19 protein-coding genes are annotated in these 18,283 nt (G+C 49.9%); 6 read left to right on the top strand and 13 right to left on the bottom strand.

Going from position 1 to position 18,283, the window contains the following annotated elements:
- Nucleotides 1–72: 72 nt before the first annotated feature.
- The 3 genes from LQ777_RS13355 to mnmA are packed head-to-tail and all read right to left on the bottom strand — an operon-like array spanning nucleotide 73 to nucleotide 2,527.
- On the bottom strand, nucleotides 73–759 hold the full coding sequence (locus LQ777_RS13355; RefSeq protein ID WP_232558420.1) for a 3-keto-disaccharide hydrolase: 687 nt from the start codon (nucleotides 757–759) through the stop codon (nucleotides 73–75).
- Nucleotides 760–797: 38 nt separating this feature from the next.
- Nucleotides 798–1,385, bottom strand: coding sequence for a DinB family protein (locus tag LQ777_RS13350; protein WP_232558419.1), 588 nt, complete (start codon nucleotides 1,383–1,385; stop codon nucleotides 798–800).
- Nucleotides 1,385–2,527 (bottom strand): tRNA 2-thiouridine(34) synthase MnmA, encoded by a 1,143-nt coding sequence (gene mnmA, locus LQ777_RS13345; RefSeq protein WP_232558418.1) that lies wholly within the window; start codon nucleotides 2,525–2,527, stop codon nucleotides 1,385–1,387. Before mnmA ends, LQ777_RS13350 begins: the two co-directional genes overlap by 1 nt.
- A 220-nt stretch (nucleotides 2,528–2,747) precedes the next feature.
- Between mnmA and LQ777_RS13340 the strand changes: the two genes are divergently transcribed.
- The 4 genes from LQ777_RS13340 to LQ777_RS13325 all read left to right on the top strand — a co-directional run bounded on the left by LQ777_RS13340 (nucleotide 2,748) and on the right by LQ777_RS13325 (nucleotide 6,079).
- Nucleotides 2,748–3,599, top strand: coding sequence for a sugar phosphate isomerase/epimerase family protein (locus LQ777_RS13340; RefSeq protein WP_232558417.1), 852 nt, complete (start codon nucleotides 2,748–2,750; stop codon nucleotides 3,597–3,599).
- A 116-nt stretch (nucleotides 3,600–3,715) separates the two neighbouring features.
- Entirely contained in the window at nucleotides 3,716–4,336 is a 621-nt protein-coding gene (gene trpF, locus LQ777_RS13335; protein ID WP_232558416.1) for a phosphoribosylanthranilate isomerase, read from the top strand.
- A 189-nt stretch (nucleotides 4,337–4,525) separates the two neighbouring features.
- Nucleotides 4,526–4,990 carry a PspC domain-containing protein gene (locus LQ777_RS13330; RefSeq protein ID WP_232558415.1) on the top strand — a complete coding sequence of 155 codons (465 nt, stop codon included), beginning with the start codon at nucleotides 4,526–4,528 and terminating at the stop codon, nucleotides 4,988–4,990.
- 66 nt (nucleotides 4,991–5,056) lie between these two features.
- Nucleotides 5,057–6,079 (top strand): LiaI-LiaF-like domain-containing protein, encoded by a 1,023-nt coding sequence (locus LQ777_RS13325; RefSeq protein ID WP_232558414.1) that lies wholly within the window; start codon nucleotides 5,057–5,059, stop codon nucleotides 6,077–6,079.
- Between the two features lie 114 nt (nucleotides 6,080–6,193).
- Here the strand turns inward: LQ777_RS13325 and LQ777_RS13320 are convergent, their stop codons facing one another.
- The 8 genes from LQ777_RS13320 to LQ777_RS13285 form a co-directional block, all read right to left on the bottom strand.
- Nucleotides 6,194–6,646, bottom strand: a complete 453-nt coding sequence (locus LQ777_RS13320; protein ID WP_232558413.1) for a hypothetical protein — start codon at nucleotides 6,644–6,646, stop codon at nucleotides 6,194–6,196.
- Nucleotides 6,647–6,655: 9 nt separating this feature from the next.
- Complete coding sequence (locus LQ777_RS13315) at nucleotides 6,656–7,120, bottom strand: hypothetical protein (RefSeq protein ID WP_232558412.1); 465 nt, start codon at nucleotides 7,118–7,120, stop codon at nucleotides 6,656–6,658.
- Nucleotides 7,121–7,189: 69 nt separating this feature from the next.
- The gene (locus tag LQ777_RS13310; protein ID WP_232558411.1) at nucleotides 7,190–7,762 is read right to left on the bottom strand and encodes an RNA polymerase sigma factor; all 573 of its coding nucleotides are present in this window, start codon (nucleotides 7,760–7,762) and stop codon (nucleotides 7,190–7,192) included.
- Between the two features lie 90 nt (nucleotides 7,763–7,852).
- On the bottom strand, nucleotides 7,853–8,806 hold the full coding sequence (locus LQ777_RS13305; RefSeq protein WP_232558410.1) for a transketolase family protein: 954 nt from the start codon (nucleotides 8,804–8,806) through the stop codon (nucleotides 7,853–7,855).
- Nucleotides 8,807–8,836: 30 nt separating this feature from the next.
- Entirely contained in the window at nucleotides 8,837–9,694 is an 858-nt protein-coding gene (locus tag LQ777_RS13300; RefSeq protein WP_232558409.1) for a transketolase, read from the bottom strand.
- Between the two features lie 74 nt (nucleotides 9,695–9,768).
- Nucleotides 9,769–10,218 (bottom strand): thioredoxin-dependent thiol peroxidase, encoded by a 450-nt coding sequence (gene bcp, locus LQ777_RS13295; protein ID WP_232558408.1) that lies wholly within the window; start codon nucleotides 10,216–10,218, stop codon nucleotides 9,769–9,771.
- A 68-nt stretch (nucleotides 10,219–10,286) separates the two neighbouring features.
- Nucleotides 10,287–12,206, bottom strand: coding sequence for a M23 family metallopeptidase (locus LQ777_RS13290; protein WP_232562851.1), 1,920 nt, complete (start codon nucleotides 12,204–12,206; stop codon nucleotides 10,287–10,289).
- A 237-nt stretch (nucleotides 12,207–12,443) separates the two neighbouring features.
- Nucleotides 12,444–13,055, bottom strand: a complete 612-nt coding sequence (locus LQ777_RS13285) for a fumarylacetoacetate hydrolase family protein (protein ID WP_232558407.1) — start codon at nucleotides 13,053–13,055, stop codon at nucleotides 12,444–12,446.
- Between the two features lie 202 nt (nucleotides 13,056–13,257).
- On the opposite strand from LQ777_RS13285, the gene LQ777_RS13280 reads away from it, so the two are divergent.
- Nucleotides 13,258–14,094, top strand: coding sequence for a M48 family metallopeptidase (locus tag LQ777_RS13280; RefSeq protein ID WP_232558406.1), 837 nt, complete (start codon nucleotides 13,258–13,260; stop codon nucleotides 14,092–14,094).
- A gap of 62 nt (nucleotides 14,095–14,156) precedes the next feature.
- On the opposite strand, the gene sucC is transcribed toward LQ777_RS13280, so the two are convergent.
- Nucleotides 14,157–15,374, bottom strand: coding sequence for an ADP-forming succinate--CoA ligase subunit beta (gene sucC / locus LQ777_RS13275; RefSeq protein ID WP_232558405.1), 1,218 nt, complete (start codon nucleotides 15,372–15,374; stop codon nucleotides 14,157–14,159).
- A gap of 175 nt (nucleotides 15,375–15,549) precedes the next feature.
- Between sucC and LQ777_RS13270 the strand changes: the two genes are divergently transcribed.
- Complete coding sequence (locus LQ777_RS13270; RefSeq protein WP_232558404.1) at nucleotides 15,550–16,209, top strand: ABC transporter ATP-binding protein; 660 nt, start codon at nucleotides 15,550–15,552, stop codon at nucleotides 16,207–16,209.
- 419 nt (nucleotides 16,210–16,628) lie between these two features.
- On the opposite strand, the gene groL is transcribed toward LQ777_RS13270, so the two are convergent.
- Nucleotides 16,629–18,269: a chaperonin GroEL gene (gene groL, locus LQ777_RS13265; RefSeq protein WP_232558403.1), complete on the bottom strand. Its 1,641-nt coding sequence runs from the start codon at nucleotides 18,267–18,269 to the stop codon at nucleotides 16,629–16,631.
- Nucleotides 18,270–18,283: the final 14 nt, after the last annotated feature.

Here is an 18,283-nt window from a genome sequence, read left to right as displayed (position 1 = left end):
AAAAAGTGACTGGTTCGCCTACATCTGCGCTAACTAGTCTGGATAAGGAACAGCTACAAAGCAATGATGTGACTACAGCTCCTTGATCTTCAGGTTTCTAAAGTAGATCGGTGCTCCGGCATGTTTTCCCTGTAAGCCAACGTAGCCACGCAGCGGCAAATCGGCGGCTGGTTTGTTGAGCCATTCGGGTACATCCGAACCATCGGGATTTTTCTGAGCAGACGTAAATTTTGTCAGATCGATTGTATTAATCAGTTGATTGTTAAGCACGACATAAATTGTCTTGCCCTGGCACGTTACTGTGCAGCGGTTCCATTCGCCGGGGTTTTTAACGAGCTTTTTGGTAGGAGCCTGATGACCGAAAAAAGCGCCGGACTGCCCATTGGTCGGCGCGTCGGCCCACTGCTTGTTGTGATCGTCGGCAATCTGGATTTCGACGGCGTTCGGAATCCAGTTGGTTGTATCGCTGCAATGAACGACAATGCCACTATTGGTACCCTCGGCGGTTTTAAAGAACAAGTCAAGAATGAAATCGTCGTAGGGCTTAGCGGTCCAGATTGCTTTGTCGGCAGTGGCTGTTAGTTCGCCTTCGTCGTAGCTCCAAACCCCCTTGGGGTAATTGGCGTCGGAAAGGTCCCGCTCGAAAAGCGGTTTCCAGCCGGCACCGTTCGTATTCGGATGCCCGGTCGGTGGCGTTTGGGCGAAAAGAAACGTTGAACAGCTTAAAAAAAGTAGAATGATACCAGTCTGAATGCGCATCGCAGAAGAAGTTGGAAAACGGGTGATCGGTTCTTTCGTTAGGCTACTTGGAGAGCGAGTCGAATATGGGCGAGGTGATGCTCGGCGTGCCAGACGATAACCGACAGTGCCTGGGCCAGTGTAAGGTGGCGCTGGCGAACTGGGTGGTAATACGTGATGGCGAGTTGGTCGGGCAGCAAGGTGCCAACCAGAAAAGCGATGCGCTGATGAATTCCTTTTAACAAGATAAGCGAATCGGCAATTGGCGCATGTTGTCCTTCGCTGAGGGCCGCCCAGGCATTCACATCGGCCATAACGCCAACGGTGTCGGGCGCTGTCAGGGCGTTTTTCAACCGCATAAAATGCAGCATGTGCGTATCCGCAACGTGGTGGACAAGCTGCTGGACGGTCCAGCTACCAGGTCGATACTGGCGGGACAGGTCAGCCGTCGAAACGTTGGCCAATACGAGGGCATAAGCATCGGGCAGCGTTGCGATCTGATCAACAAGCTGACGAATCTCCGCTACGGTGTAGGTATCCTGCGATTGCCAAAGACCAATTGGGTAACGAGTGGGATCGGTGGGTTCGGTCGTCATGGGTGAAACAAGAAGCGCAGCCCCGGTGGACTGCGCTGTGAATATAAGCATTAGGAAACAACTGCGTAGGCGGACTCACGGATCGGGTCATTCTGGCGGAAGCTTTTCATGATCCAACCGCCCCCCACTACGTCGTCGCCCTCGTAAAAAACGGCTGCCTGACCCGGCGCAATGGCAGAAACGCCTTCCTGAAACAGGACCTCTATTTTGTCGCCCGTTTGTGAAATGGTAGCGGGTGTACCCGGATCTTTGTAACGAACTTTCGTCACGGTTTCCAGCGGCCCATTGATCGAATCGTATTTTTGTAGGTTTAGCTTGCTAACGATCATGCCATCGCGGTACAAATCTTTGTCAATGCCCAGTACCACTTCGTTGGTGTCTTTCCGGATTTCGGTCACGAACATGGGTTGCCCAAACGCCATACCCAGCCCTTTCCGTTGCCCGATGGTATAGAACGGATAGCCCAGGTGTTTCCCCAGCACTTTGCCCGTGCCTTCCATCACGAAGTTACCACCGGCTACTTCCGCTTCCAGCCCCGGCACCCGCCGTTTCAGAAAACCCCGGTAATCGTTGTCGGGTACAAAGCAGATCTCGTACGATTCCGACTTGGTGACCAGTTCGATGAAGCCCCGGTCTTTCGCCATATCGCGGATTTCCGATTTGCGCAGATGACCAAGCGGAAGTTTCGTCCGGCTCAAACTTTCCTGCGATACGCCCCACAATACATAGGACTGATCTTTCAGCGTATCAACTCCTTTCGAAATAACGAAGCGGCTGTTTTCTTCGCGGATATGGGCGTAGTGTCCGGTGGCGATAAACTCGCAGTCGAGCCGGTCGGCCCGGCGAAGGAGCGCATCCCATTTGATGTGGGTATTACACAGCACGCAGGGATTCGGTGTCCGGCCTTCGAGGTATTCACCCGTAAAATGATTGATTACATAATCGCCAAATTCCTCCCGGATATCCAGAATGTAATGCGGAAAGCCGAGACTAACGGCGATGTTCCGGGCGTCGTTGATGCTGTCAAGGCTGCAACAACCCGTTTCTTTTTTGGTACCGCCCGAAGACGCATAATCCCATGTTTTCATGGTCATGCCGATAACTTCGTAGCCTTCTTCGTGCAGCATAACCGCTGCTAGTGAGGAATCAATGCCGCCACTCATGGCGACTAAAATGCGTCCGTGTTTGCTCATAATGATCTGCCAGGATTCAAAGTCCTGCGATTGAATCGTTCAAATGCGTCGTTGCTTCGACAACGGCGCACAAAGATACCAACACGAATTAACTTCTGCTTAGTTTCGGCGGTACGAGATTCGCTGAAGTTTGCCGGTGATTTATATTGCCGCCGGGCACCCAACCGTGAAATGGGTAAAGCAGGTTGTCTCTATCCTTTTGTCAAAAAGAATGGACTCTATGAACTATCGGACAAAATACCTGTTAAGCGGATTAATTGTCGTCATGAGCGTTGTTTCGGCGTTAGCGCAGAAAAATCCGGAAGACAAAGCGGGCTGGAAACTGGGTGCTCAAGCCTACTCGTTTCGGTTATTTCCGTTTACGGAAGCCTTGCGGAAAATTGATAGTTGTGGCCTGAAATACGTTGAGATTTATCCGGGTCAGACGATTGGCGGAGGGATCGACGGAAAGATGGATTTCAACATGGACGCAACAGCGCGACAGACCATCAAGAAATTAGTGAAAGATCGTGGCCTTACGATTGTAGCTTATGGCGTCATCAGCCCTAAGACCGATCAGGACTGGCAAGCCGTTTTTGAATTTGCCAAGGATATGGGTGTGTTAAACATCAACTCCGAGCCAACACCCGAACAAATGCCGTTGGTGCGCAAACTGGCTGAGCAGTATAAGATAAACGTAGCCTTACATAACCACCCCAAGCCGTCGCGCTACTGGCATCCCGATACGGTTCTGGCGGCCATCGGTGGTAGTAAGTACGTTGGCTCTTGCTCGGATATTGGTCACTGGGTGCGCTCCGGACTCGATCCGGTTGAGTGCCTGAAAAAACTAAACGGGCATGTACTCGGTATGCACTTTAAAGACGTGAAGCAGGATACGCCGGACGGAAAATACCATGATGTAGTCTGGGGTACTGGGGATAGTAAAGTGGAAGCCGTTATTGGGGAGTTGAAGCGTCAGTGGTTCAAAGGACCCATTTCAGCGGAGTACGAATACCACTGGGAAAACAACGGTCCGGAAATTGCCGAGAGCGTCAAAAACTTTCGGGCCATATACAATCGGGTGAATAAATAGTCAACCGGAGCCAGGATATTGCATGAAGCGCGTGGTGCAAAGAGCATGGAGAAAACACCTGCTCCTTGCACCACGCTTTTTGCGCTCTTACCTTCGCAGCATCAATTGACTTTATCATGGCTCTCGCAACACTTGTTAAAATTTCCAACGTTACGAATCTCAGTGATGCCCGGTATTGCGCCGGTATGGGCGTTGACATGCTTGGTTTCTCGATGGACACCGAGTCGCCCGACTATGTTGATCCAAAGAAATTTGAAGAAATAAAATCGTGGGTGGCGGGTGTTCAGATTGTCGGCGAAACAGCGTCAACCGATCCAGAAACCATTGAATCGTTGCTCGAAACCTACCAGCCCGATCTGCTTCAGGTAGACGAAGCCGCGTTGCTTCCTTATCTGGGCACATTTGGAAAACCACTTATTCTACGGGTCGATTTATCGCTCTTAACGCTTGATCAATTAGATAGCTTGTTGCAAACGGGCGCAGCCGGAGCGGAGTATGTCCTGCTTGAAAGTAAGGCCCCGCTTCATCTTGATGCCGAATTAAAAGGGGCCCTTCAGCGAATAGCCAATCGTCATTCCGTATTGCTCGGAACCGGTATCTCCGCCCAGAATGTCCATGAATTGCTAGCTGAATTACCGGTTCGGGGTATCGCGCTCAGCGGTGGCGACGAAGAGCGTCCGGGCAACAAAGAGTTCGGGGAGTTAATGGATATTCTGGAAGCAATCGAAGAAGAGTAGCGAGTTCAGACAATCGTAGATGGCTTAAGGCAAGGAGCGGCTATCATTTATTAGTCGTTACCTGCTACTATGTATTACCTACTATCATTGAAAACACACTTCCATCAAACCGCGCGTCCATTCTTCCTATTCTTTTTCCGCACATCCGGCTTCGTGACTAGGTTTACATCGGTTTTAACAACGAAAGCCATGAACAAACGATTAGAACGAATTTCTGAACAAGCCCAGATAGGCGGGGTATGCGCTGGTTTAGCTGACTATTTTGGAATAGATCGCGCCTTGGTCCGGTTCATTTTTGTGATCGGAATTTTAATCCCTCATTTCCCGTCTTTTATCATTTACTGTATCTTGTGGATTGCTCTGCCTGAACGTCGATTTGGCGGATCAGTGGCTCAATCAACCGTTTATGCAAACCCCGTTTTTTCTATGAACCCCTACAATCCCAACCAACCTGCATCACCCGACCGTAGCGTTATCGGAGGTGCCGTACTGATCCTGCTTGGCGTGCTGTTCCTGCTGGATCGTTATTTCGACATCGACTTTGGTGATCTATGGCCTTTTGTCTTGATCGCAATTGGTTTATGGCTCATCTTCCGGGATCGTATCAAAACACCCTACGATCCCAATAACAACAATACAAATAACCCTTTGTAATAGAGGTACCATGCGAGGGTATAGGCTGTGTGAATACACCTATACCTTTCCTAAATCTCCTTTGTCATGCAACGAAGAAATGGATTATTCTGGGGTATTTTTCTGCTCACGTTTGGCGTGCTGTTCCTGGCTCGTCGGGCTGGCTGGCTGGATGTTAACTGGCACTCGCTGGTCGATTTGTGGCCCGTGCTGTTGATTTTGGCGGGTGTAAACCTGATTCTCGAACGACGCGGCAATCCAGCGGCTTTTGTTACAACGGTTATGCTGGCCGTAGCGGTACCAACCACCTTGTTTGGCTTCTTTGCGCACGACAGAGATCACGATGGGTTCGGTATCCACTGGAATCAGGATGATGACAACAATGATGACGCTAACGAGTCCAGCCGTGATGACGACGATGATAATGAAAGCGATTATCGTTCAGAACGGGAGCAGCGGAAGTCGACTACGGTGCAGACAAACACGTTTACGGAGTCGATGGAGGCCGATACTCGTGAAGCGGTATTCAAAATGGCCGGAGGGGCCGGTCGGTTTGTCATTAGCGATCCGACCTCGGAGCTGATCAAAGCGGATACCCGCCAAAACATCGGTAGTTATTCCATGTCCGTAGATCGCGATGCGGTAACCCACATTCCGACGATTGAATTGAAGCCCAAGGATGATAACCAGGATTTTAATCTGAAAGACGGTAAGTTTGAAAACCGGGTAGACGTTCATCTTAATCAGAATCCCGCCTGGACGATGGACATTGCTTTGGGAGCCGGTCAGGGTGATCTGGACTTAAGCGCTTATGCCGTGAAGAACCTCAAACTGGCCGCCGGAGCGGCTGACCTTGATCTTAAACTGGGGTCAAAAGCCGATATGTCGGACGTGAAACTGGAAGTAGGGGCCGCTTCGGTAACCGTTCATGTTCCCAAAGAAGTCGGTTGCCGTATCAAAAAAGATGGTGCGCTAAACATAGAGCATCTGGACGAATTTACCGAGGTCGGTGGGGGTGTGTTTGAAAGCCCCGGTTATGATGCTGCCAAAAAGAAAATGCTTATTCGCTTCGACGGGGGTATTTCCAGCTTTAAGGTCGTACGCTATTAAGCTGGTAAATAGAACGGATTATTCTGACTGACTTTGTCGTGCCGCTTCTGTTACTCAGAGCACCTGAATCCGATGAGACCAGAGTCAGTCAGGATAATCGCGTGTGATCGGCTGCTAATTCTGGTTGTTCAACCGATTAAGCAGCATTTTATTAAACGTCTGCTCCGTTTTGTACAGCTCTGTTAATTGCTGTGCGCTGATAACTTTCAGGAACCGACTCATATACTCGTCATCAAGATCAGCCAGCTTTTGTTTCGTCGAATTGATTTCGCGTAAACCGTTGACCAACTGGTTGTCGTTGAGATTAGTACGGGACGGCTCGTTGTTAAGCTGACGAATCCGCCGGTTTAGTTCCTGCTTCTTCGCGTTGTATTCGTTATAAACCGCCCAGAACTGCGGGGCCTGATCGGTGCTTAGGTTCAGCCGGTTGGTGATCATACCGATCTTGGCGGCTTCTATCTTCTGGCGTCCGTTTGGGTCCTGTTGCGCGATAGTGACATTTGTTGTCATCATCATCGCTACTAGCCAACCAATCCATGCGTGTCTCATTGCGGTAAAATTAACCATTCTTTAAAGTCAGGAGCCGAGGCCCAGAGATTCCGATACGTTTTGTTCGTCAATGAGCTGCTGAATATCGGCGGGTTTCACGTTTAAATACTGAATTGCCGTCGTATCACTGCCCAGTGATGAATGAAGTTGCTGATTGTCCGCTAATTCATAGGGGTCGACTCCCTGGTCGTCAAGGTAAGCCGCAATCACCTCACTACTCACCCCCGTCAAGGCTTCATTTCCTAAAGACTCTTGTCGCTGCGGTAATGTTTTCCAGATCAGCACCGCAATTAAACTGGCTCCTGCCAGCGACGTAGCCGTTCGTTGCCAGGACCAGCTGATACTGAAGGCTGGTTTCGGTTTGCGGGTCACCCGAGCCTGTACGCGTGAAGGCAGCTGATCGAAGTAGCCGTCCGGAGCCCGAAACGGTTGCTGCCGAAGCGGATGCTCAGGGGGAAGTTCGTCAAGCCTGAAGTTGTTCATTTCGTTCATTGTCGTTCTGTGTACAAGTCACACAATTCGTTTCCTATTAGCGATTTGACAAGCCACGCGAGCTGAGGTTTAATCAGACGTGTCAGATTTATCCAGATAATCTTCGATTTTTTTTACCGCCAGGTGATAGGATGCTTTCAGCGCGCCAACTGATGTACCCGTGATCTCGGCAATGTCTTCGTACTTCATGTCGTCGAAGTACTTCATGTTAAAGACAAGCCGTTGTTTGTCCGGTAGCTTCAGAAGCGCCTTCTGCAACTTCATTTGTATTTCTTCACCGCTGGGTTCATTGCCCGACGTGACAAAATCAGCATTACTTTCCAATTTTTCCATCAACTCACCCTCTACGTCACCGATGGGCAGGAAAAAACGACGACGTTTTTTGTTGAGAAAGTTCAGGCATTCGTTGGTCGCAATGCGGTATATCCAAGTATATAACTGACTATCACCCCGAAACTGTTCCAGGCTGTTCCAGACTTTAATAAATGTTTCCTGCACCAGATCATCAGCGTCGTCGTGGTCAATGACCATCTTCCGAATATGCCAATAAACTTTCTGCTGATACTGTCGTACCAACAGATTAAAGGCATAATTCCGGCTCGACGGATCGCGGTATTTGGCGAGGAGTTCTGCGTCAGTCATTCGTTGTTTAATATTCAGCCTTCAGTTCTCAGTTGGCTGACCTAAGCCTGCATGAGGGGTCAACCAACTGAAAGCTGAAAAACCGAACACTTATTTTCTTGCCATTACTTTCTTCACCTGCTCAACAATTTTGTCGGCGGTGAGACCATATTTCTGCATCAGCTGGTCAGGGGTTCCGCTTTCGCCGAAAGTGTCATGGACACCCACGTATTCCAGCGGAGCCGGATTATGTTGCGCCAGAACATGCGCAACGCTATCGCCCAAACCGCCACTGATCATGTGTTCTTCTGCCGATACAGCGCAACCCGTTTTTTTCACGGAAGCGATAATTGCTTCTTCATCTAACGGTTTAATCGTATGAATGTTGATAATGTCGGCTTCGATTCCTTCTTCGGCCAGCATTTCGCCCGCTTTGATGGCTTCCCAGACCAGATGACCAGTGCAGAAGATCGACACATCCGAACCTTCGTTCACCGTCCACGCTTTGCCAATTTCGAATTTCTGATCGGCGGGGGTAAACACCGGAATAACAGGCCGTCCGAAGCGGAGGTAAACCGGGCCAACATGGTCGGCAATAGCGAGCGTAGCGGCTTTGGTCTGGTTGTAGTCGCAAGGGTTGATGACGGTCATGTTTGGTAACATTTTCATCATGCCCAGGTCTTCCAGAATCTGGTGGGTAGCACCATCTTCGCCAAGCGTAACCCCAGCGTGCGACGCACAAATTTTAACGTTCTTGTTTGAATAAGCAACCGACTGACGGATCTGATCGTACACACGGCCCGTCGCGAAGTTGGCGAAGGTCGTGGCGAAAGGAATATGGCCACCGATGGTCAATCCCGCCGATACGCCGATCATATTTGCTTCGGCAATCCCGCACTGCACAAACCGTTCGGGATTCTCTTTGATAAACGCATCAAGTTTAAGCGATCCCGCTAAGTCAGCCGTCAGGGCAACAACGTTCGGGTGGGTTTTGCCTAATTCGGCCATGCCCGCGCCGAAGCCCGAGCGAGTATCTTTCTTTTCGGTATATTCGTACTTTTTCATAATTTCTTCAGAGACAGCAAGGGCTTATGTTTAGTAATCAGAGTAGCCTACAGATAGCGGCAGTTGGTTGAGGGCCTGAGTAAGCTGCTCAGCATTTGGCGCTACGCCGTGCCATTTGTAGCTGCCAACCATGTAATCCACACCAAAGCCCATTTCTGTATGCATCAGAATCAACGTCGGAACGTCCGGGTTTTCCTGTGCTTTCTTGAGGGTTCTGATTACATCAGCCATGTCGTTACCCTGCATTTCGTCGACGTGCCAGCCGAAAGCTTTGTATTTGGCCGCCAGATCGCGGTTGTCGTTGACGTATTCCGTTTTGCCGTCAATCTGAGCCAGGTTGTAATCGATTACGGCGGTCAGGTTGCCCAGTTTTTTGTTGGGTGCAAACTGAGCTGCTTCCCAGATTTGGCCTTCCTGCTGCTCGCCGTCGCCCATTAATACGTACACGTGATTCGTGTCGCCATTGAGCTTTTTCGAATAAGCCGCTCCCGCTGCTACCGATAAACCTTGTCCCAAGGAGCCCGAAGCGATGCGAATTCCCGGTAGGTGTTCGGCGGTGGTGGGGTGCCCTTGCAGACGGCTATCCAGTTTGCGGAACGTAGCCAGTTCGTCGATCGGGAAGTACCCTGACCGAGCTAACACGGAATAGAAAACCGGCGATATGTGTCCGTTCGAGAGAAAGAACAGATCCTCATCGCGTCCGTCCATGTCGAAAATGACGGTGCCATTCTCATCCCGCTTAAGCTTCATTACGTCAAAATAAAGGCCGACCAGAAAGTCGGTGCAGCCTAACGAACCGCCTGGGTGACCAGAATTAACGGCGGCTACCATGCGAACGATGTCGCGCCGAACGGCGGTTGCAATGTGTTCGAGTTGTTCGAGTTCCATGTAGTAATGGTGCGGACGCCCACATCCGCATCAGGATTTAAGGAAACAGCACGGACGTGGGCATCCGCACTTACTTATTTCAAAATCTGATCGGCGTGTTGCTTGGTATCTACTTTGCCGATTATTTCCGTAATAATACCGTTTTCATCAATTAGAAACGTCGTGCGGACCGTACCCATGTACGTACGGCCATACATGGATTTTTCCTGCCACACGCCGTAGTCTTCAACGACTTGCTTGTCCGTATCGGCGACGAGCGTAAAGGGCAGATTGTACTTGTTGATGAATTTCTGGTGCGACTTCGTATCATCGATACTTACGCCCAGTACCTCGTAACCAGCCGCTTTGAGATCCGAATAGTTGTCGCGAAGGCTACACGCCTGAGCCGTACAACCCGTTGTATCGTCTTTGGGGTAAAAATACAAAACCACCTTCTTTCCCCGATAATCGGACAGCTTAATAGGCTGACCGTTTTGGTCGGTACTTGTGAAATCAGGAGCGATATCGCCAACGTTCAGACTCATATCTAAAAATCTATAGTTGCTGTTTTATACCAGTTCACACAAAAGAAAGAACCTTTCTTAAGCTACCCTTACCGTTTTTTTCGACGCTTTGGTGCGGCTTTAGGACGTGCCGCTGGTCGGGCGCGGGGGGCTTCAATCGTCGTGCTGTCGGAACCGATGTTGCCAGCCCGATCTTTCACCTGCACAAGTACTTCCGAGCCCGTTTCAAAGGGTTCGTCCGGATCGAGTTTATCCGACCAAAGCAACGCCCGCTTGTAATCGTACTGCATCAGCACCCATTCGCCGTTGACCAGCGCCCGGAAATCCGCAATACCCGACAGATCATCCCGGATCTTGGCCGTTATTCCCTTTGGCGTAGCGGACAGAATCTCGACCGTAGGCGGGTTCGCGTCCGTCATAAGCTGAAACCGGCCTAAGGAACGAGTCTTAAATTCGATTCGTCCTTTATTCCATTTGCCACCCAGGAAGCTGGCCCGTCCGCCACTGGTCCAATACGCTTTTGTGCGCATGGTATCGATGGCAATCGGGTAGTTCGGTTGGTACTGAATGGTTAAATAATCGTTGAGCGGAATCGTTGATTGGTTAATCTCTAATCCACCACCCGGTAGCGGTCGCATGGCCAGATGTAACGTGTCATAAAGCGTTTTAGGCGAAAAGGCCAAGCGAGTTGTGCCATCGACCACCACATCACCCCGTCCGGGAATAATGCGCTTTTTAAAATTAGTCCGCACAACACCCCGGCCAAACTGTACCGAATCGGGCAATGTCTGCCGCAAATCGATGAGATAAACCGCTTGATTGTTACGAACATAGCTAACCGCCTGCTCCGTTATCGTACGGCCCACGTGTAATTTTGCCATCGGAGGATTAGCCGCCGATATGTTCCTGACCGTCAGCTTTAGTACGTTTTCATCGGTCGTGATGGTGGCTGTTGGAATATCGCTCGTCTGATCTGATTCCGCCGGAAGGGTGGCTACCGAATCTGCTGGAAGCGGCTTTGTCGTTGTTATTTCCGGCAGAATCGTGAACGTCAGCTGGGCCGCATGATCGAACGCATCAAAAAGCGTCAGCGTTACTTCGTGCGGTTTGCCATCAAGCAAGGGTAAACGCCCCCGATAGGCGGCATTGCTTTGTAACTTGTAAAGGTTCAGTATGTTGCCGTCCGCAATGTACGCGCGGTGGTAGCGTTGCCCGCTCATTTGTTCCACTTCGTAATTCTCGTGGATGTTCATGTACCGGGTTTGCTCATTGGGAAAGCTATTCATGTTGTACGCAAAAACCTCGCGCCCATCGAGCCGGATTTCCAGACAACTGATTCCATTGCGATAAGGCGAACCGCTGGTTTTGTCGTAGCCCAGCACTTCTAAACCGATTAAGCCCGATGCTGTGATGGGCTGCGTGAGCGTGTAAGTTCCGTCAGACCGGCGAACGGGTGCGTAGGTGATTCGCTGGTATTCACCGTTAACGCGCGAGGTCGAGGTCATGGTTTTCAGCGCAATTCGCTCAAAATAAGGCGGCACATCATCCTTCAGTTCGGAGAAACCGTAAAGCAGCGGATTGATGAGGTTGTCCTTCGCGTCGCGCACTTCGAAGTGCAGGTGAGGACCGCCTGATCCGCCTGTATTGCCGGATGCTGCAATCACGTCGCCCTGCTTAACCGGAAATTGACCCGGTACGGGCCGTAAATCAATCTCGAACGTTTTCTTTTGGTATTGCTGCTCGCGGAGGTAAGTGCCAAGCGTGTCTTTAAGCGTTTTCAGGTGCCCGTAAACCGTTGTCAGGCCGTTGGGATGCTTGATAAACACAACATTACCGTAGCCGCCGGTAAAGACGGCAATGCGAGAAATGTAGCCATCGGCTGCGGCATGAACGTCCAAGCCTTCCTGACCTCCCGTTCGAATATCCAGACCCGCATGAAAGTGATTGGCTCGTAAATCACCCAATCCACCCGCCAGCGAATTAGCGGAACCCGGCCGGATTGGAAACATAAAATAACCGGCTGGGGCAATGGGCGGCTCTCCCAGGCGGCTCGCCGTAGCGGTTCCATTCTGTGGTGACTTGGCCGTGTCTATACTCGTCTGACCAAAGGTCATTCCAGCGGAGATCAGCATCGCCAGGACACTCGTAATACGTACTCGTTTCAATATAAAGGCATTGAAGACTTCTACTCCCCGTTTGCGATACCACAGAGGACTGTGTGATGCCAACAGGCAATAAAGAGTCGTTTATTTTACGTCAATCTCCAGCATTTTTCGATCTTCAATGTAAGCCGTCAACTGATCTCCGATTTGGACGGGACCAACTCCTTTAGGCGTACCCGTAAAGATAACGTCACCCTGTTGCAGCAGAAAATACCGCGAAACGAATGAAATCAGGTAGTCAATTTTGAACAGCATCAGACTGGTGTTTCCCTGCTGACGGGTTTCTCCGTTAACATCAAGACGGAAGTTCAGATTCTGCAAATTGGCAAATTCTGTCTTTGGAATAAACGGAGAGATAGGAGCAGAGCCATTGAAGCCTTTAGCCAGTTCCCAGGGTAGTCCTTTGGCTTTCAGTTTGCTCTGTACATCGCGGGCCGTAAAATCAATTCCTATCCCGATTTCGTCGTAGTACTTATGAGCGAACTTCTCGTCGATGTTTTTCCCAACTCGATTGATTTTTACCAGAATTTCAACTTCGTAATGAACGTCGTTCGAAAAGCTAGGGTAAAAAAACGGTTCGTTTTTAAGCGGTACCGCCGTTTCGGGCTTTAAAAAGATGACCGGATCGTCGGGCTGTTCGTTGTTGAGTTCCTTAATATGTTCGGCGTAATTGCGACCAACGGCGATAATTTTCATAGTGTAACGCGGACAGCGAGTCCGAGTTTTTGGCACAAAGGACAGTGATCGGCCCCTCAGCGTTTTTATTAAACTATTCTGACAGTTGCAAATCTAAGGACTAAAGAGGGCCTGACCGCACCCGTTTGTAAATATTTGAACAAATCCCGTATGTTGCGCGTCATATATCGTCAGAATAACCATTCAACAAAAACGCACAAAAATGAAAAAAGCCATCATAGCGATGTTGTCGCTTGTCTTTGCGGTAACCGCTTGCGAGAAAGTACCCCTAACTGGACGAAAGCAACTGATTTTAGTACCGAATAACGATATGCTCTCGATGAGCTTTACCCAGTATAAACAGTTCCTTGACACGAGCCGAGTTGTAAGCAACAGCGGAGATGCCCAGATGGTCAATCGAGTGGGGGATCGAATTCGACAGGCTGTTGAGAGTTACATGAACAGCAACGGATATGGCAAACGCCTGGAAGGGTTTAAGTGGGAGTACCACTTGGTGCAAAGTAACCAGGTCAATGCTTGGTGTATGCCCGGCGGTAAGATTGTCGTGTATTCAGGTATTCTACCGTACACCCAAAACGAAGCGGGGCTGGCAACGGTACTTGGGCACGAAGTATCGCACGCTATTGCGGAGCATGGTAACGAGCGTATGAGTGAGGGACTAGTTGCCAATGGATTGCTCCAAGCTGGTCAGGTAGCGACGGGTATTGCTTCATCGGCCAGAACCCCTCAAACGCAGGCGTTGTTTCAACAGGCTTTCGGCGTCGTAGGACCTTTGGCATATCAATACGGAGTAGGCTTACCGCACAGCCGCAAGCAGGAATCGGAAGCGGATCACCTCGGGCTGATCTTTATGGCAATGGCTGGTTATGACCCTCGGGAAGCCATTACGTTCTGGGAGCGGATGGCCAAGGCAAGCGGAGGTAAAGCACCCGCTGAGTTTTTGTCTGATCACCCGTCCGATCAGCGCCGGATTGCCGACTTGCAGAAACTACTGCCTGACGCACAGAAGTATTATAATGGATCAAGACGGAATAGCTAACAAAGCTGACTAACAAAAAAAGCCGGGTTCGTCCCGGCTTTTTTTGTTAGTCAGCTTTGTCTTTATAAAGCAGCTACAACCTGACGAACCTTCTCGGCGGCTTCTTTCAGCAACACGGCTGACTGAACCTTTAGGCCTGACTCGTCAATGATCTTCGCGCCTTCTTCGGCATTGGTACCTTGTAAACGAACGATGATTGGAACCGGAATGTCGCCAATCGCTTTGTACGCTTCCACGACGCCCGTTGCCACGCGGTCGCAGCGAACGATACCACCGAAGATATTGATCAGAATCGCTTTTACGTTTGGATCTTTCAGGATAATCCGGAATCCGGCTTCAACGGTTTTTGCGTTAGCGCCACCCCCTACGTCGAGGAAGTTAGCAGGCTCGCCACCCGACAGTTTGATGATATCCATCGTAGCCATCGCCAGACCAGCACCGTTTACCATACAGCCAACGTTACCATCGAGCTTAACGTAGTTCAGGTCATTGGCTGACGCTTCTACTTCGAGCGGATCTTCCTCTGAGATGTCGCGCAGATTGGCCAGGTCAGGGTGACGGTAAAGCGCGTTGTCGTCGAGATTAACTTTCGCATCAACGGCCAAAATCTTGTTATCCGATGTTTTCAGAACCGGGTTGATCTCGAACATGGAAGCATCCGTATCAACGTACGCTTTATACAGCGACGTAACGAATTTCACCATTTCTTTGAACGCTTCGCCTTCTAAACCAAGGCCGAAAGCCACTTTACGAGCCTGGAAGGGCTGTAAGCCAACCGCCGGATCGATCCACTCTTTTACGATTTTTTCGGGTGTTTTCTCGGCTACTTCTTCAATGTCCATGCCCCCTTCGGTGCTGGCCATGATAACGTTGCAAGCCTTGGTACGATCCAGCAGGATGCTGATGTACATTTCTTTCGGCTCCGATGCACCGGGGTAGAAAACGTCCTGGGCAACCAGCACTTTATTTACTTTTTTGCCTTCCGGACCAGTCTGGTGCGTTACCAGTACATTACCGATCAGGTTTTTCGCAATATCGCGTACCTCTTCAACGGATTTCGCCAGAGCCACACCACGCTGTTCACTACCGACGACTTTACCCTTGCCGCGACCACCAGCATGAATTTGCGATTTTACGACGACGAACTTTGAGCCGGACTGCGCCATAATCTGTTTAGCGGCTTCAACGGCTTTCTCGGGCGATTCAGCTACGATGCCTTCCTGAATCCGGACACCGTACTTTTTCAGAATTTCTTTACCCTGATACTCGTGTATATTCATGGCAACTGCAACAAGGAGAATTGTAAATCGTATTTTTGTGCGGCAAGTTAGCTAATAAAACGAGTTTTTGGTTTATTGATTACGGTTTTTGGTGGTTTAGCGTTCGAGCGGCCTTATCCATCAGCGAATCGAACGATCATAAGCCATTGGCCATAAACCACAAATCACAAACCGCGTGTCGCTTCTTCAAACTACTGATATACGCCGAAACTACGGTAATCTTCCTGTTCTAAAAGGCATAAACTTAACCATCGAAGCGGGCGAGGTGGTCTCCATCGTTGGTGCGTCCGGCGCGGGTAAAACAACGTTACTTCAGATTCTGGGTACACTCGACCGACCTGATGGCGGGGAGTTGCACATTGCGGGACAGAACGTGTTTGCCCTGGGGGATCGACAGCTGGCGCAGTTCCGTAACGAGCGCATTGGCTTCGTCTTTCAATTCAACAATTTGCTGCCTGAATTTACAGCCCTCGAAAATGTGTGCCTCCCGGGCTTTATTTCGGAGAAAGACGAGCGGGAAGTCCGGGAGCGGGCTGAGTCGTTGCTGACAACCTTAGGGCTGCAACATCGACTGAATCACTTGCCGTCGCAAATGTCGGGTGGGGAGCAGCAACGCACTGCGGTTGCCCGCGCGTTGATCAATAAACCGGCTATCGTTTTTGCCGATGAACCCAGCGGTAACCTGGATTCGCGAAACGCGGAAGAACTGCATCAATTGTTTTTTCGGCTCCGCGATGAGCTTGGACAGACCTTCATCATCGTCACCCATAACGAAACCTTAGCTGCGTTAGCGGATCGGACGGTCACCATTCGTGATGGGCTATTGTTTACCTAGACCATCAAAAAACAACGAAATAACTAAGGGGTTTTTCGTTGAGACACAGGTATATATACTTAAAATTCTGTAGAACTATTTTTAATAAATAGTTGATTTTTAATTGTTTAAAAATTTTCTGAAAAATTATTTTACGAAATAGAATGATTATTTTCTATTTTTGTTTTATAATTGTGTCGAAAAGAAAAGTTTTTCATAACGTTGAGTAAATCAGAAAGCCAAGAGAGTGTCTCGCTTGGCTTTTTTGTTTGTATAAAGTGAGGGTATCTTGCCAATAAGCCTCGTTGAACGTACCCACAAATAAGCGACTTTACAGAGAAACACGGATTAATAGATAAAAAAGAAAGGCTCCCAATCAGACGATCGGGAGCCTTTCTTATGAATGAACAGGCCGTTTGGCCTACTCATATCGGTTGATATTACATCATACCGCCCATGCCACCGCCGTGCATACCTGGAGCACCACCACCAGCTGGAGCTTCTTCTGGTTCGTCAGCGATTACACACTCGGTCGTCAGCAACAGACCTGCGATTGACGCAGCGTTTTCCAGGGCCAGACGGGTTACTTTTTTCGGGTCGATAATACCAGCTGCAAACAGGTCTTCGAAGGTATCGTTTTTAGCGTTGTAGCCAAAACCGTCCTGACCGTCTTTCACTTTGTTCACGATAACCGAACCTTCGCCACCAGCGTTAGCAACGATAGTACGCAATGGAGATTCGAGTGCTACACGGATGATATTAACACCGGTTTTCTCGTCTTCGTTGCTTCCTTGTACGCTGTCAAGAGCCGAGATAGCACGGATCAGTGCAATACCACCACCCGTTACGATACCTTCTTCGACGGCAGCGCGGGTTGCGTGCAGTGCATCGTCAACGCGGTCTTTCTTTTCTTTCATTTCTACTTCGGTAGCAGCACCGATGTAGAGGATAGCCACACCACCCGACAGTTTGGCCAGACGCTCCTGCAATTTCTCGCGGTCGTAGTCCGATGTCGTGTTTTCGATCTGCGCTTTGATTTGGTTAACGCGACCGGTGATATCTTCTTTCTGACCTACGCCATTAACAACAGTTGTGTTGTCTTTGTCGATCAGGATTTTTTCGGCTTGACCTAAGTAATCGATCGACGCGTTTTCGAGTTTGAAACCGCGCTCTTCGCTGATCACCTGACCACCCGTTAGGATAGCGATGTCTTCCAGCATAGCCTTACGACGGTCACCAAAGCCCGGAGCCTTCACGGCGGCAACTTTCAGCGCACCCCGGATTTTGTTTACTACCAGCGTAGCCAGTGCTTCACCGTCAACGTCTTCTGCAATGATCAGCAGCGGACGACCGGTTTGAGCTACTTGCTCCAGAACAGGCAGCAACTCTTTCATCGACGATACTTTCTTCTCCGAAATCAGGATGAACGGACGATCCAGTTCAACTTCCATTTTCTCGGTGTTCGTCACGAAGTATGGAGACAGGTAACCCCGGTCAAACTGCATACCTTCTACGGTTTTTACTTCCGTTTCAGTACCGCGTGCTTCTTCAACCGTGATCACACCTTCTTTACCCACTTTCTTCATGGCTTCGGCGATCATCGTACCGATTTCCTCGTCGTGGTTAGCCGAGATGGTAGCAACCTGAGCAATTTTGCCGAAGTCGTCACCAACTGTCTGTGCCTGTTGCGCCAGGTTCGCTGTTACGGCCGTAACGGCTTTGTCGATGCCACGCTTCAGATCCATTGGGTTTGCACCAGCAGCTACGTTCTTCGCGCCGATCGAGTAGATCGCCTGAGCAAGAACCGTTGCCGTTGTGGTACCGTCACCCGCTGAATCAGCCGTTTTCGAAGCCACTTCTTTTACCAACTGAGCACCCATGTTTTCCATGGCGTCCTTCAGTTCAATTTCTTTAGCTACCGTTACACCATCTTTGGTGATTGCAGGCGAGCCGAATTTCTTATCCAGAATTACGTTCCGGCCTTTAGGTCCGAGGGTAACTTTTACCGCGTCGGCCAGGGTGTCAACACCCTTTTTGATACGCTCGCGGGCTTCGGTATCGAAGAAAATTTTCTTAGCCATTGTGCTTTAGAATC

It is taken from the genome of Spirosoma oryzicola, assembly GCF_021233055.1.
Classification (GTDB): Bacteria; Bacteroidota; Bacteroidia; order Cytophagales; family Spirosomataceae; genus Spirosoma; species Spirosoma oryzicola.
The sequence above is the reverse complement of the archived record's forward strand: the minus strand, read 5'-3'. Positions and strand labels throughout refer to the sequence as shown.

Coding starts and splice junctions, on each gene's coding strand:
- LQ777_RS13280 (WP_232558406.1), top strand. CDS start 13,258: ATGAAAAAAGCCATCATAGCGATGTTGTCGCTTGTCTTTGCGGTAACC.
- LQ777_RS13330 (WP_232558415.1), top strand. CDS start 4,526: ATGAACAAACGATTAGAACGAATTTCTGAACAAGCCCAGATAGGCGGG.
- trpF (WP_232558416.1), top strand. CDS start 3,716: ATGGCTCTCGCAACACTTGTTAAAATTTCCAACGTTACGAATCTCAGT.
- bcp (WP_232558408.1), bottom strand. CDS start 10,218: ATGAGTCTGAACGTTGGCGATATCGCTCCTGATTTCACAAGTACCGAC.
- LQ777_RS13315 (WP_232558412.1), bottom strand. CDS start 7,120: ATGAACGAAATGAACAACTTCAGGCTTGACGAACTTCCCCCTGAGCAT.
- LQ777_RS13310 (WP_232558411.1), bottom strand. CDS start 7,762: ATGACTGACGCAGAACTCCTCGCCAAATACCGCGATCCGTCGAGCCGG.
- groL (WP_232558403.1), bottom strand. CDS start 18,269: ATGGCTAAGAAAATTTTCTTCGATACCGAAGCCCGCGAGCGTATCAAA.
- LQ777_RS13325 (WP_232558414.1), top strand. CDS start 5,057: ATGCAACGAAGAAATGGATTATTCTGGGGTATTTTTCTGCTCACGTTT.
- LQ777_RS13285 (WP_232558407.1), bottom strand. CDS start 13,055: ATGAAAATTATCGCCGTTGGTCGCAATTACGCCGAACATATTAAGGAA.
- LQ777_RS13350 (WP_232558419.1), bottom strand. CDS start 1,385: ATGCTTATATTCACAGCGCAGTCCACCGGGGCTGCGCTTCTTGTTTCA.
- LQ777_RS13305 (WP_232558410.1), bottom strand. CDS start 8,806: ATGAAAAAGTACGAATATACCGAAAAGAAAGATACTCGCTCGGGCTTC.
- LQ777_RS13300 (WP_232558409.1), bottom strand. CDS start 9,694: ATGGAACTCGAACAACTCGAACACATTGCAACCGCCGTTCGGCGCGAC.
- LQ777_RS13355 (WP_232558420.1), bottom strand. CDS start 759: ATGCGCATTCAGACTGGTATCATTCTACTTTTTTTAAGCTGTTCAACG.
- LQ777_RS13290 (WP_232562851.1), bottom strand. CDS start 12,206: ATGTTTCCAATCCGGCCGGGTTCCGCTAATTCGCTGGCGGGTGGATTG.
- LQ777_RS13320 (WP_232558413.1), bottom strand. CDS start 6,646: ATGGTTAATTTTACCGCAATGAGACACGCATGGATTGGTTGGCTAGTA.
- sucC (WP_232558405.1), bottom strand. CDS start 15,374: ATGAATATACACGAGTATCAGGGTAAAGAAATTCTGAAAAAGTACGGT.
- LQ777_RS13340 (WP_232558417.1), top strand. CDS start 2,748: ATGAACTATCGGACAAAATACCTGTTAAGCGGATTAATTGTCGTCATG.
- mnmA (WP_232558418.1), bottom strand. CDS start 2,527: ATGAGCAAACACGGACGCATTTTAGTCGCCATGAGTGGCGGCATTGAT.